General features: G+C 63.7%; 12 protein-coding genes and 3 pseudogenes. 9 read left to right on the forward strand and 6 right to left on the reverse strand.

Features of this window, described 5'->3' with window-relative positions:
• Positions 1-131: 131 nt before the first annotated feature.
• The 6 genes and pseudogenes from IVA80_RS23425 to IVA80_RS23450 all read left to right on the forward strand — a co-directional run bounded on the left by IVA80_RS23425 (position 132) and on the right by IVA80_RS23450 (position 4,846).
• Positions 132-1,142, forward strand: coding sequence for an aldo/keto reductase (locus tag IVA80_RS23425; RefSeq protein ID WP_247435880.1), 1,011 nt, complete (start codon positions 132-134; stop codon positions 1,140-1,142).
• Positions 1,143-1,155: 13 nt separating this feature from the next.
• Positions 1,156-2,465: pseudogene (locus tag IVA80_RS23430) on the forward strand (tetratricopeptide repeat protein).
• 200 nt (positions 2,466-2,665) lie between these two features.
• The gene (locus IVA80_RS23435; protein WP_247435882.1) at positions 2,666-3,244 is read left to right on the forward strand and encodes a hypothetical protein; all 579 of its coding nucleotides are present in this window, start codon (positions 2,666-2,668) and stop codon (positions 3,242-3,244) included.
• An 88-nt stretch (positions 3,245-3,332) separates the two neighbouring features.
• Entirely contained in the window at positions 3,333-3,680 is a 348-nt protein-coding gene (locus tag IVA80_RS23440; RefSeq protein ID WP_247435885.1) for a DUF3088 domain-containing protein, read from the forward strand.
• Between the two features lie 146 nt (positions 3,681-3,826).
• The gene (locus IVA80_RS23445) at positions 3,827-4,396 is read left to right on the forward strand and encodes a cysteine hydrolase family protein (protein ID WP_247435888.1); all 570 of its coding nucleotides are present in this window, start codon (positions 3,827-3,829) and stop codon (positions 4,394-4,396) included.
• Between the two features lie 132 nt (positions 4,397-4,528).
• Entirely contained in the window at positions 4,529-4,846 is a 318-nt protein-coding gene (locus IVA80_RS23450; RefSeq protein WP_247435892.1) for a hypothetical protein, read from the forward strand.
• 33 nt (positions 4,847-4,879) lie between these two features.
• On the opposite strand, the pseudogene IVA80_RS23455 reads toward IVA80_RS23450, so the two are convergent.
• The 4 genes and pseudogenes from IVA80_RS23455 to IVA80_RS23470 all read right to left on the reverse strand — a co-directional run bounded on the left by IVA80_RS23455 (position 4,880) and on the right by IVA80_RS23470 (position 8,179).
• Positions 4,880-6,150: pseudogene (locus IVA80_RS23455) on the reverse strand (NAD(P)/FAD-dependent oxidoreductase).
• Positions 6,151-6,159: 9 nt separating this feature from the next.
• Complete coding sequence (locus IVA80_RS23460; protein WP_247435895.1) at positions 6,160-6,867, reverse strand: dihydrofolate reductase family protein; 708 nt, start codon at positions 6,865-6,867, stop codon at positions 6,160-6,162.
• A 20-nt stretch (positions 6,868-6,887) separates the two neighbouring features.
• Entirely contained in the window at positions 6,888-7,550 is a 663-nt protein-coding gene (locus tag IVA80_RS23465) for a heme-binding beta-barrel domain-containing protein (protein WP_247435899.1), read from the reverse strand.
• A gap of 188 nt (positions 7,551-7,738) precedes the next feature.
• Positions 7,739-8,179 (reverse strand): hypothetical protein, encoded by a 441-nt coding sequence (locus tag IVA80_RS23470; RefSeq protein ID WP_247435902.1) that lies wholly within the window; start codon positions 8,177-8,179, stop codon positions 7,739-7,741.
• 518 nt (positions 8,180-8,697) lie between these two features.
• Here IVA80_RS23470 and IVA80_RS23475 point away from each other — a divergent pair.
• On the forward strand, positions 8,698-8,895 hold the full coding sequence (locus IVA80_RS23475) for a hypothetical protein (RefSeq protein WP_247435905.1): 198 nt from the start codon (positions 8,698-8,700) through the stop codon (positions 8,893-8,895).
• A gap of 267 nt (positions 8,896-9,162) precedes the next feature.
• Here IVA80_RS23475 and IVA80_RS23480 read toward each other — a convergent pair whose 3' ends face one another.
• Together IVA80_RS23480 and IVA80_RS23485 are read right to left on the reverse strand one after the other, a co-directional pair.
• On the reverse strand, positions 9,163-9,486 hold the full coding sequence (locus IVA80_RS23480; protein ID WP_247435908.1) for a four-helix bundle copper-binding protein: 324 nt from the start codon (positions 9,484-9,486) through the stop codon (positions 9,163-9,165).
• Positions 9,401-9,604, reverse strand: a pseudogene (locus IVA80_RS23485) (hypothetical protein); the annotation flags it as partial. The pseudogene IVA80_RS23485 and the gene IVA80_RS23480, both read right to left, overlap by 86 nt.
• 459 nt (positions 9,605-10,063) lie before the next feature.
• Between IVA80_RS23485 and IVA80_RS23490 the strand changes: the two are divergent.
• Together IVA80_RS23490 and IVA80_RS23495 are read left to right on the forward strand one after the other, a co-directional pair.
• Entirely contained in the window at positions 10,064-12,118 is a 2,055-nt protein-coding gene (locus IVA80_RS23490) for a VTT domain-containing protein (RefSeq protein WP_247435911.1), read from the forward strand.
• A complete protein-coding gene (locus tag IVA80_RS23495; RefSeq protein ID WP_247435913.1) occupies positions 12,118-12,798 on the forward strand; it encodes an endonuclease/exonuclease/phosphatase family protein in 681 nt (226 codons plus the stop codon). Before IVA80_RS23490 ends, IVA80_RS23495 begins: the two co-directional genes overlap by 1 nt.
• The last annotated feature ends 51 nt before the right edge of the window (positions 12,799-12,849 follow it).

The raw sequence follows: 12,849 nt of genomic DNA on the forward strand, positions 1-12,849 counted from the left end.
GGTCCGGGATCTGCGCTCCGCTTGTCCGGGACGACGAGAAGCGGACGCGTTTCTGGATTGCTTCGCTATGCTCGCAATGACGGGAGTAGCTGGCTATGCTGGCGGCCATTGAAGCACTGAGGAGCCAGCCCATGCAATACCGCCAGCTCGGCCGTAGCGGCCTGAAGGTATCGCCGATATGCCTTGGCACCATGATGTTCGGCGGGCCGACGGATGAGGCCTCGTCAAAGCGAATCATCGACAAGGCCTACGAGGCCGGAATCAATTTCATCGATACGGCGGATGCCTATTCGAAGGGTGCATCGGAGGAGGTCGTGGGACGCGCGATCGGCAACCATCGCCACGGCTGGGTGCTCGCCACGAAACTTGCCAATCCCATGGGCAACGATCCCAACCGCGCCGGCCTGTCGCGGCGCTGGGTGTTGCAGGCCGCCGACGAAAGCCTGACGCGGCTCGGCACCGACCACATCGACATCTACTACCTTCACAAGGAAGACCATGCGACGCCGCTGGAGGAGACGGTTCGCGCGATGGGCGACCTGATCCGCGCGGGCAAGGTGCGCTATTTCGGCATCTCGAACTATCGCGCCTGGCGCGTCGCCGAAATCTGCAACATCTGCGATCGGCTCGGCATCGACCGGCCCGCGGTGAGCCAGCCTTACTACAACGCGATGAACCGCATGCCGGAGGTCGAGCATTTTCCGGCCTGCGCCTATTACGGCCTCGGCATCGTCCCCTATAGTCCGCTGGCGCGCGGCGTGCTCACCGGCAAGTACAAGCCCGACGCAGCACCGGACAAGGAGACGCGCGCCGGCCGCAACGACACCCGCATGATGCAGACGGAATGGCGGCCGGAATCGCTCCAGCTCGCGCAGGAGATCAAGATCCACGCCGAGAAGAACGGCATCACCGCCGGCCAGTTCGCGGTCGCCTGGGTGCTCAACTCCGCCTACGTCAGCTCGATCGTCGCGGGCCCGCGCACCGAGGAGCAGTGGGACGGCTACATCCGCGCGCTCGACTACCGCTTCACTGGGGATGACGAGGCGCTGATCGACAGCCTGGTCGTGCCGGGCCATCCCTCGACGCCCGGCTACAACGACCCCGCCTATCCGATCGAAGGACGCCGCGCGCGAACGGCTTGAGACGGAGACAAGGATGGCGCACGAAGACCGCTACGGCCTGCCGCTCTCCACCTCTTCACACGAGGCGGCAAGCGCCTATCGCGAAGGTGTCGACCTCATGCTCGCCGGCTGGACCGGCACGGCGGAGACCCTGGAGCGCGCCATGGCGGCTGATCCGGATTTCGCGCTGGCCCATATCGCCCGCGCCCGCGTGCATGGCTTCTATCAGCAGGGCGACCTCGCACGAAGCAAGGCGGCGCTCGCACGCGAGCTCGTGGCGAAACGCGGCACGGAACGCGAGCGTTCGCACGTCGAGACGCTGGCGCTCGCGATCGAGGGACAGCTGCCCGAGGCGATCGCATTGACGCTGAAGCACATCGACGCGTGGCCACGCGATGTCGTGGTGCTGTCGCTGCCGCTCGGTGCGTTCGGCCTGTTCGCGTTCTCCGGCATGCCCGATCACGACCGCGCCCGGCATGAGCTCTGCGAGCGCGTCGCGCATCACTATAGCGAGGACTGGTGGTTCCTGACGCTTTACGGCTGGGCCATGACCGAGAACGGCAACGTCGCCCGAGGCCGCGCGGTGACTGAGCGCGGCTTCGCGTTGCGGCGCGCGAACGCGCATGCCGCACACGCGGTGCTGCATGCGATGTTCGAGGACGGCTCGATCGACGCGGCTGATCGTCTCGTCGACGACTGGATACAATCGTACGACCGCACCGGCATTCTGCACGGCCATATCCGCTGGCACCAGGCGCTCGGCGCGCTCGAACATGGCGATGCGGCGCGCGCGCTTGCGATCTATGCCGACGTGCTTCAGCCCTCCGCCACGCAGGCGCCGCCGCTGAACGTCATCACCGACGGCGCCTCGCTCTTGTGGCGCCTGTCGGCTTACGGCCACACCGTGCCGGAGGCGCTCTGGCTTGATGCCGATGCCACCGCGCAAAAACTGTTTCCGAAATCGAGCCTTCCCTTTGCCGACGTCCACATGGCGCTGTTCGCTGCGGCGACGCAGAACCAAGAGGCGCTCGCTGCGCGCCTTGCGGCGATCGAGCAGCGGCTCGGCGACGGCAAGCTGCCGGCCGGTCCCGTGGTACCGGCGATCTGCCGAGCGCTCGTGGCCTTTGCCGACCGGGATTACGCCTCATGCGGGCAAACGCTCTCGCCCATCCTCGGCGAGGTCGTGCGCATCGGCGGCAGCCATGCCCAGCGCGAACTGATCGAGGATACCTACATCGTCGCGCTCATGCGCAGCGGCGAGCTGCCCCGCGCCCGCGCGCTGCTCGACGCCCGCCTGCACCGCCGTCCCGTCGGGACACGCGCTGGCAGGCCGCGATGGGCTAGCTCTGCCACGAAAAAAACATCAGCCTGGCAGCAAGTGCCTGCTAGGACGGGGCGGGCGATCAGGCGAATCGCCGATGGATGGTGCAGTGGTATTCCAAGCGGGCTTGGCTGAACAAACGGGATCGCAACCAATTTGCGGTTCGATCGTTGTTGGACGGAACTTTTCCGCCGCCGTGGCCCCCTGGCATACGAGCTTGACGATGCGCCTCCGCCGACCGGTCCTCGCCGCGGCCCTCGTGGCTCTCGCAAGTCCTTGTTTTGGCGAGCCTTCCGCGCCGATCCCGGTCAACAATCCGCCGGCGCAGCAGAATTCCTTCGTTGACCTGCTGGCCCTGATGTCCGGTCACTGCAAGACGCTGAAGGTCGCTGGGCGCACCTTTCCCTGCAGGACTGTAGCCTACGCCCATGGCGACAAGGGCCGGGTCAATTTTACGGTCGCCGTCGACGATCCCGCCGACGACAACCATGTCGTGTCGTTCTCCGGCGAGAACGGTAAGCGGGCCGACGACAATTCCTACGAGCTGCGGATCGACCGCATGCTGCTCAATTCCAAGGATCGGCCGAGGATCGACGGCCTGCCGGTGCCGGCCGAGCAGACCTCGACGGGCGTCTGCCGCCAGACCGGCAATTTCGCCGCCAAGAAGGTGACGGATGTCACCTGCTCAGCCACCGACAGCGATGGCCGCCGATATGAGCTGCTGTTCGTCTCGGACGGCAAGCCGGTGAGCGTGCGCCGGATCCGGCAATCGTCGCCGTCGATCCAGGATCCGTTCAAGTAACGGCATCCCGTCCTGGCGAAAAAGCCGGAACGCATGACGCCGGACACCAGTCATTGTGTATGATTTGCGCCATGCTTCGGAGCGAGCCATGACACGCGACCTTTTGTTTCTGCTGCGGCCCGGTTTCGAAGACCCCGCATTTCCGGGCCGGCACTTCTATTGCTGGCATTGCGCGCTGATCGAGGGCGTGCTCGCCTCGTTTCCGGCGCTTTCCAAAAAGCTCGAGGTCGAGCGCATCGCATGGCCGCACCCAAGGCAGCCGGTGATAGCGCTGGTCGGCGAGGAGGACCAGTCGCTGCCGCTGCTCGTGCTGGCGGATGGGGCGACGTCGCGGCACCAGACCGGCAGCCACCAGGGCCGCGCGTTCGTTGCCGACAAGGACGCGATCCTCGCCGCGCTCTCCGAACGCCACGGCTTCCCCGATCCGCATCCGTGAGGAGGACGCGCGACGCCGGTGCAACCCACTCTCGTGTCCCGGACGGGGCACGTGAGCCGTCCCGAAAGGAGGGAAAATCGGCATTGCCGGCCGCCGCCGTTGCCTCGCATATTTGGCGCAGTAAGCAAGACTGAGAGCCGTCCTCCATGCGCAGTCCCCTCCCCGCCCTCCTCGTCGTCGATGTTCAGCGCGCGTTCGACGAATGGGAGGCGGCAGGCAAGCGGCGCAACAATCCGGATGCGGTGGCGCGCATCGCCGATCTGCTCGCGGCATTCAGGAGGAGCGGCGCGCCGATCTTCCACATCCGCCACGAGGGCACCAAGCCGACCTCGTCGTTCCTGCCGCAAAACTCCGGCTACGCGGTCAAGGACGAGGCGCGCGAAGCGCCGGGTGAGGCGGTGGTCGTCAAGCGCGTCAACAGCGCCTTCATCGGGACCGATCTCGATACGCGCCTGCGCGCGGTCAACATCACGACGCTCGTGATCTGCGGCGCCACCACCAATCATTGTGTCGAGACGACGACGCGGATGGCCGGCAACCTCGGCTTCGACGCGCAGCTGGTGCGCGATGCGACCTGGACCTTCGACCGGATCGGGCCAGATGGCGACAAGCATTCGGCTGAAGAAGTTCATGCAATGACGCTGTCGAATCTCAACGGCGAATTCGCGCGCATCGTCGCCGCCGATGACGTGATCGCTTCGTTCGAAGCGACGTGACAATAGATCGCGGCACATCGAACATTCACGCGTTGATCGGAATTCCCGTCTGCGTCGTTTCGACGCCCGCACTGGCCGGAACACGCCGGACGCCCATGTGTTGTCACTCGATATCTCAACTGGAGTGACGACATGAAGTATCTCTTTGCCGCGATGGCCGTCGGTGCTGCGGCACTCGCCGGTGGATCCGCGGCATATGCGGCCGACGGCGGAACCGCCAAGCAGAACGGGCAGATCGGCCAATCGACCGACATCAGCGCGCAGCACAGGTATCACCATTACGGCTATGGACATCGCCACCACTGGCGCCATCACGGCTACTACCGGCCGCATTACCGGAGCTACGGCTATTATCCGCGGCACCGCGGCTATTATGGCGGCGGACCATACGGATATTACGGCGGCGGCGGTCCCAGTGTGACGTTCGGATTCGGCGGCGGCCGATGGTGAGACGAAAGGCCCGCGAATGTGCGGGCCTTTTTCTTATCCCCGCAAAATCATTTCCGCCGTCTCCAGCCCGCTCGCCAGCGCCGCCTCCACCGTGCCCATGACGCGCCGCGATAGAGCGCTTCGCCGGAGAACAACACCGGGCCGTCGGCGCACGCAAGGATCGCCTGCGCCTCGCGTGTCCGCGGCGTCGCCCAGGAATAGGCGCCGCGGGCGAACGGATCGTGCAGCCAGTTGGTCGCCGCAGTCGCGACGAGATCGCGCGCGATGTCGTCCCGCGACATCCCGAAGATGGCGCCAAGCGAATCGAGACCGGCCTCGATCAGCCCGTGGCGATCGAGCGTCGCCAGCTCGGCCGTCCGCGGGCCGCCGAACCAGCCGGTGAGCACGGGGTGCTGGTCCGGATGCCGCGTCCACCACACCGGGATCGACTGGTCCGATAGCAGGAAGGTCATGTCCGCGAGATCTTCGTTTCGCTCGCGCCACCACGGCCGCGCGAACCGCAGCAGGATTTTGATGACACTGCCGAAACCAATGTCGCCGGCGGAAGCGGCCTTCGCGCGTGCGCTCTCCGGAAGCGCGATGTCGCGCAGCAACGGCAGCGGAACAGTGAGGACCGCGCGATCGCAGCCATGCAAATCGCCGCCGGCACAGCGGACGGCCAGCGGGCCGCCCGTCTCCTCGATCGCCGACACCGCGCAGCCGAAGCGAAACGTCACGCCAAGCCCGCGGCACTCGCCCGCCAGAAAGTCAATCAGCGCGCCATAGCCGCCGACGATGCGCGCCTGCGTGTGACGTCCGCCGTCCATCCATTCCTCGCGCAGCGCCAGCGTCGAGGCACGCTCGGGATCAGCGGCGTCGTAGCCCTCAACCATCCGCCCGATCGAATGGCGCAGCCGGTCATAGTCAGGCCCGGCAAAATGCCGGCGCAGGAAATCGGCGACGGTGAGGTCGTCCTGCAACGCCCCGAGCACGTCATGCAACTCCGCCTGATCCGGATCGTGCCGATCCTCGCGCGAGAGTCTCGTGCCGTCAAAGCTCCACTGCGTGCCTTCGATCTCCTGGACGGACAGCCCGGCCTCGCGCAGGAGCCCGCGCGTGACCGGCGCTTCGCCAGGGACGAATTCGGCGCCGGCATCGGCGGGGTAGCCAAACTCCGACGCCGGCAGCGGCAGGATGCGCCCCCCGCAGCGCTCGCGCGCCTCCAGGATCGTTACCGTCCTGCCCGCACGTGCCAGCTTGCGCGCCGCCATCAGCCCGGCCGCGCCGGCGCCGATGACAACGATATGCTCCGATTGTCCCGACATGCCGCTGCTTTACTTGGCCACGGCTTGCGGGTCGTTCTGGATGAGGTAGCGCAGCAGCAGCACGCCGCCGCCGAGCGGTCGCGTGCTTTCCAGCGTCATCGCAGTCAGTGGCGCGCGCTGGTCGCTCTCCACGTCCGTCGAGTCGAACACGAAGGGTGCGCCCCTGGCGCCGTCGATCGCGGGGCTGAGGATCAGATTGAATTCGTCGATCAGACCGGCGCGCAGGAATGCGCCATTGGCAACGCCGCCGCCCTCCACCAGCAAGCGCTTCACGCCGAGCTCGCGATTGAGGATATCGAGCGTCAGCACGAGGTCGATCTCCGACGTGCCGCCAAAGATGTAGGATACGCCCTCGCCGCGGAGCCCAGCCAGATGCGAATCCGGCACGCTCTCGGTCAGCACCACCACGATCGGATCGCCGCCGATATCGGAGCGGCCCCAGCCGATCTTGCCGTGCGCGTCGAGCACGACGCCGTAGATTTTCGCATCACGCCGCGCGAACCAGTTTTCGCGCGGAAATGTCGCAGTCGTCGCGGGATAAGGCTTCCCCTTGGCGAACTCGGATCCGGTGACGCGGCCGATCACCCAGGCATCGCCGCCGAGCTCGCCATGGATCTTCTCGAACCAGTCGGTGCCCGCGCCTTTCGGGCGCCAGCGGCTGGGATGGGTGCGGCCATCCAGGCTGGAGTGCATCAGACAGATGACGTAAGGCTTCATGGGGTATCTCCAGGCCGCGCTCAGGCGGCCGGCTCATTGCCCTTGGCGCGATCGTTTACGATCACCGCCAGCGGATTGAGCTTTGGCGGCGCGACGAGCTTGAGCGTGTTGCTGTCATGATCGTTGAATGGCGCGCCGCGCACGAACAACTCGGTCTGGATCAGATAGGTCCAGCTTCCGTCATCGTTGAAGGTGATGTCGCAGCGATAGGAGTCGGTGCGAAAGGCCTGTTCCAGGAAATCGGTCGAGCAGATTCCGTAAGCGGTATCGCCGCGCTTGGCCGTCACGGAGATCGTCTTGTCATCCGGCCCGGCCTTGCCCGAGGCGAGCAGGACCTGCCCGCGCGGGATCGCTAGCGTCTGCATGATCAGCCCGGTCGCGGGCTCCCATAGCCAATAGCCGACCTGGTCGTGGAAGGTGATATCTTCCTCAGGCGTGTTGATGTGGATGTGATAGCGCAGCCCGTAAAGAAGCTGCGGCCCGTTGGCTTGCGGATCGATCGGGTCCATCCGGATATGCTCGATGAACACCCGCCGCTCAGGCCCCTGCGCCTTCGGATTGACGTCGATGCCCTTCTCCGCCTGCCAGATGCCGGCAAGACGGCGCAGCGGGCCGAGATTGGCAAGGCCGGCGGGCGAGACGTCCTCGGGCTCGGTGAAGATGTCGGCGGGAATGGGGAGCATGATGGCCTCGCGGGAAGATGCAGAGGCCAGCAATATCACAGGAAGACGAGGCGTGAATTCAACTCGTGAATTCAACTCATGTCTCCGACAAGCGCCCGAGGCATTCGAGCCATGCGGCGACGCCCGTTGCATCTGTCGGCCAGCGCCCCCGCGTGCCGCGATCGCCGGTCCGCAACAGGCGTGATGCCCTACTTCAACGCCAGGCTGCTGCAATACGCCGAGGTTTCACCGGAGCGCCAGCCGGTGACCCGTCCGGCCTCCTTGCACTCGTCGTAGGTCTTGTAGTTGCCGATGTTCCGCCACGTGAACGAATACACGCCGCCCGAAACGTTGCAGCCGGTCCACGGCCCCTTGGCGGACTTGAAGCTCGACTGGCAACCGCCGGCGCAGCTGCTCGTTTCGCGTTCGAGCTTGGCGAGCTTCGCGGCATCAGACATTGGCGCCGTCGCGATGCTCGATGCGGGTGACGACGTCCGATACCCGGTGCTGCGGGCTGCCACGTGATACGTTGGCTTGTGCGGCCTCGCCATTTGCTTCGGCGCGTCGACCGTGACGCGGGGAAGCTCGACGCCGCCACCGCCCGATTGCGTCGGTTGGGACATTGCCGTGCCGCTCAGGCCACACAGCAACAGTGCAATCGTTGGGAGTGCGACAGCGGGACGCGTAACGAAGCGTGACGATGACGTCATGGGCATGATGCGGGAGGACGGTCAATTCCATCCCCGAGACGAGGATATCACGAGACAATCGAGGTTGCATCCTCGAATCCCGCAACTTGATCCGAGGCACCGGCGCGCAATCACGCCACAGCTGCCACAGTTTTAATCAGGTTCTGGACGAGATTTGCGCCGAGTTCGGCTTTGCCACCGGCGCACTACAGCGACTGAGCACTTATAGATTTGCGTTTGATCACGCCGGCCGATCGGTTCGATCGTGCAGCCGGCTGGGGTGGAGTAAAATCGGTACGGACCGAGCTTGGCTCCTCGCACGAGCCGAGCTCGGCCCCATGTCTGGCGCATGCAGTCGAGCAGTCGATCCAGCTCAATACGAAACGCAGTTCGCTGCAACGCATTGATGCCGCGATCTGCGCCGTGGCGTTTACTTGCCGGTCGAGCCCGCGTGTGGGCTCATTGTGCCGGTTGTCCCCTTGTTCATGTCCGTTGAGTTCATGTCCGTTGAACCGGTTCCGCTGGTCGAACCCGTTGTGCTCGACCCGCGCCTTTCGGACCTGGCGGTGCCGCTGCTCATGCTGCTGGATCCCGGGCTGCCCGTCGTCCCGGTCGAGCTTGAGCCAGACATGCCTGTCGCGCCACCAGCACCGCCGCCTGCACCACCACCGCCCTGAGCGAACGCGACAGAGCTGGTGAGTACGAGCGCTGCGGCAAAGCCAATCGTTGCGGGTTTCATGCGATGTCCTTTCATTCTGGAGGTGGGACAACCGAGGCCCCGTGCTGCCGTTCCAGAAATATCCCATTGATGCGAAGCATATCCGCTCGCGATCAAGCCGGCCCGTCGGTTCGATCGTGCATCGCATGCACTGTCACGGCATGATCCTCTTCAACAACGCGCTCTCACCCTGCGGTGTACACGAGCAGGCGGCCTGCCGGTTCGCTTACGCCGCCATCTTGCGGCAGGATTCGGCGCAGGCCTCGCAGGCGGCGACACATTCGTCCATGTCGCCGATCCGCCTGCAGTCGCTGGCGCACTCCGCACAGATCTCCGCGCACTCCTTGCAGGTGTGCTTGTGATGCGGCGTGTTGATCAACATGAAATGGGCCGAGGTCCGACACATCTCCGCGCACGCCATCATCAAACGGAAATGGGCCGCTTCGACATGCTTGCCGCCCAGTTCAAGACAGTGGTTCATCGCCGTCGAGAGGCAGGTCTTGTAGCAGGACAAGCAGGTCTCGATGCAGCGCGTTATCTCCTCGTTCATGACGTGCTCCTAGGCGACATGTCTTTTGTCTTTTGCGGGTGCGGGCGGCCTTCCTGGCCGAAGCGAAGCGCTCCGCCGCAGGCCGGCGAGCCGATGCTTCGCCGCCAAGCTTTCCACCATGCAAGACCTCCAACTCGGCACTTTCCAGTGAACCGGGATGGGCTTCCATCGTTCCAATAGGAGCCGTCTGCCGGATCCCGCCGGACCGAGCTGTGGCTTGCTTCAAGGCCTAGGTTGAGACAGGCGAAGTGCGGGAAAAAGCGCGAAGTCGCGCTCACAGTTCCCACACAGAAACCGAAATCAGGCGGGAACAGTTCAGCGACCCGACCAACCGGAGCGCCCTTTGCCGAGCCATGAAGGCAGGCGTGCCAATCGTTGCGATGCGGGGAAGCTACGAGCGTGGGTTAAAGCAAACCACTGCTTCGTCGCCCTCGCGTATGGGAACACGTTCATTCGTGGCGCGTTTTTCTGGCATGATCCATTGACTTGGCGCCGGCCAATGATCCCATGGTGCTCTTGAGGTGTTCGCCTGCTACAAAGCTCCTCCATTCTCGTTCCCGGAAAAACCGTCTGGAGAATGTGCGGAGCAACCCGCGTTGCGGTTCTGAATGATGCTGCCGAATATTTCGGCGCCCTTCGAGCAACGCTTCTGCTGGCCAAGAGGCAAATCTACATTGTCGGATGGGACATTCACAGCAGGACACGCCTAGTCGGGCCGTCCGGCCGCGCAGACGACGGCTTTCCGGAACAGTTCGGCGATTTCCTGAAGGCGCTGGTGCGGACCCGGCCCGAGCTTCAGATTCACATTCTGATCTGGAATTTTTCTGGCCTGTATGCTGCCGAGCGAGAATTGGATTCAGCGGAAAGATTTACCTCGGGCTGTTCCGGCAATATCCGGTTCTGCCTTGATCCAAGCCTACCGCTTGGCTCGGCCCAGCATCAGAAAATGGTTGTCATCGATGACGTGATCGCATTCGCGGGTGGTCTAGACCTGACGATCCGACGCTGGGACACGAGCGAACATCTGACCGAAAACCCATATCGAAAAGACCCCTACGGCAAACCTTATCCACCTTTTCATGACGTCCAGTGCATGGTCGAGGGCGAGGTCGCAAGTGCTCTGGCCGAAATCGCACGGAAACGGTGCGCTCTCATGGGCTGGAGGACGGAACCGATCGCGACTGCGCCCGGCCAACGATGGCCGCACTCGATCGCGGTTCACGCAAGCAGGATTCCAGTAGGCGTCGCGCGGACAGAGGTCGGACAAGCGGCTGAAAATCGGGTCCGCGAAGTCGTCCGGCTTTTCGAAGCCTCCATTCGCGCCGCCACACGGTTCATCTACGTCGAAAGCCAGTTCACAACGGCGGGGGCGATCGCCGACCTGCTTGCGCAACGCATGGCGGAAATTCCGTCGCTGCGCGTTCTGATCGTGACACCCCGGGCGCATTCGTCGTGGCTGGAGACACAGGCGATGCAGGGCGGTCGAGCGGTGTTCATGCGCGCGTTCCAGACAGCCCGGGTCACGGATCGGCTCCGAATAGTTTACCCATTGGTTGGCGACGAGGATCAGGCGTCAGCCGTCATGGTCCATAGCAAGCTCATGATCGTGGACGACGATTTTCTGCGCATCGGTTCGGCGAACCTGAACAACAGATCGATGGGTGCAGATACCGAATGCGATCTTGCCTTCGAAGCCGGTTGCGAGGCGCACCGCGCATTTATTCGATCCGTGCGACGCAAACTGATCGGTCATTTCTGCGGGTTGGCCGAGCATGAAGTTGCGGCGGCAGAGCATGATCTTTTCGCCCTGGTGGATGGAACTTCGAAACCAGGATCACGGATCATGCTCCGTCCCCTCGACCCGGAGGACGCGTCCTCTCGGGTCTTGACCGAAATTATTCAGCCGGTCGCGGATCCCGAGGATCCGCTCGATGTTGCGGCTGCCGCGCGGCAGGTATGGACTGGCAAAACGCTGCTTTCGATCGGGATACCCATCATCTCGCTGGTCGGCGTGGCCCTGGCGTGGCGCTACCTGTCGCCGAGCAGCTACGCCGATCTCGGCTTTGTGTCAGATCTCCTCGGGCATTACTCTCACTCTCCACTCGCGCCGTTCTATGCGATCACAGGCTTCATCCTTGGTGGCCTGGTCGCGTTTCCAGTGCTTGTCTTAATTGCCGCAACCTCGATCGTGCTCGGCCCATGGGCCGGTTCGTTGACGGCGACGGCCGGGGTTCTCCTGAGCGCGCTTATCCTTTTTGTGATCGGCCGTGTGCTGGGTCAGCAAACTCTGCAATCATTGCTTGGCCCGCGCGCCGTTCATATCCAAAAAGGGATCGTCAGTAAGGGGATCATTGCCGTGGCACTGATCCGAATGGTGCCGATCGCTCCATTTTCCGTCGTCAACCTACTAGCGGGAGCGAGCAAGCTGAAGCTGGGCGACTTTCTGATAGGAACCGTCCTTGGCATGGTTCCAGGGATCGCGGCGATGGCTGCACTCGGCTCCCAGCTTGCGGATTTTGTCAATCAAGCCAGCGCATCGAAGGCGCTCGCCATCGGGCTGACGATCGTACTTTGGATGATGATCTGCCTCGGCGTGCAATTCGTTCTAACCTTGCTGGGTGAGCGGCGTTGATGACGACGATTCGGGTATTGACCTGGAACGTACACGGCACGTTCAACCTCAATCCGAAGTTCGACCTTGCCGGCGTATGCGCGACCATTCGGAAATGGTCGCCAGATATTGCTGCCTTGCAGGAGGTCGACTCGCGAAATAGGACAGCTGACCCGTTCAAAGAGCTTGCCAAGGCGGTCGGCCGACATCAATTCGATGCTCGATCTATCGTCACGAAGGATGGCGACTACGGTCAGGTTCTGCTGAGCCGCTGGCCATTTGTCGATGAGCCAACGGTGACGGACGTCTCCTATCAGGAGCGAGAGCCGCGGCGGGCCATCTCCGCGCACATCGAATGCCCAATCGGCAGAGTCAGAGTGGTTGCCACTCATCTGGGGCTGAGCATCCGTGAGCGGCGCGCTCAGGCGGCTGCGTTGGCGCGCCTGATCGATGCGCCGCTGACAGCCGTCGTCGGTGACTTCAACGACTGGTTCTGGGTGAAGTCGGTCAGAGGTGTACTGGCACAACACTGCCCATCGAGAACGAGACTGCGGACGTTCCCCTCGCGTTTTCCGATCATGCGACTTGATCGGATTTACGTCGCTCCCGGTGGTGAAATCATGGAGGCATGGACAGATCGCAGCGCGCGAGCCTACTCGGACCATTTGCCCGTGCTGGCCGACATTGCAGTGGCCAGGTAAATTCGCTCTGCGTTGCTTGCCCCGACGGGCATCGCAGATAACGGCAATCGA

The organism is Bradyrhizobium sp. 139 (assembly GCF_023074175.1).
Taxonomy (GTDB): Bacteria; Pseudomonadota; Alphaproteobacteria; order Rhizobiales; family Xanthobacteraceae; genus Bradyrhizobium.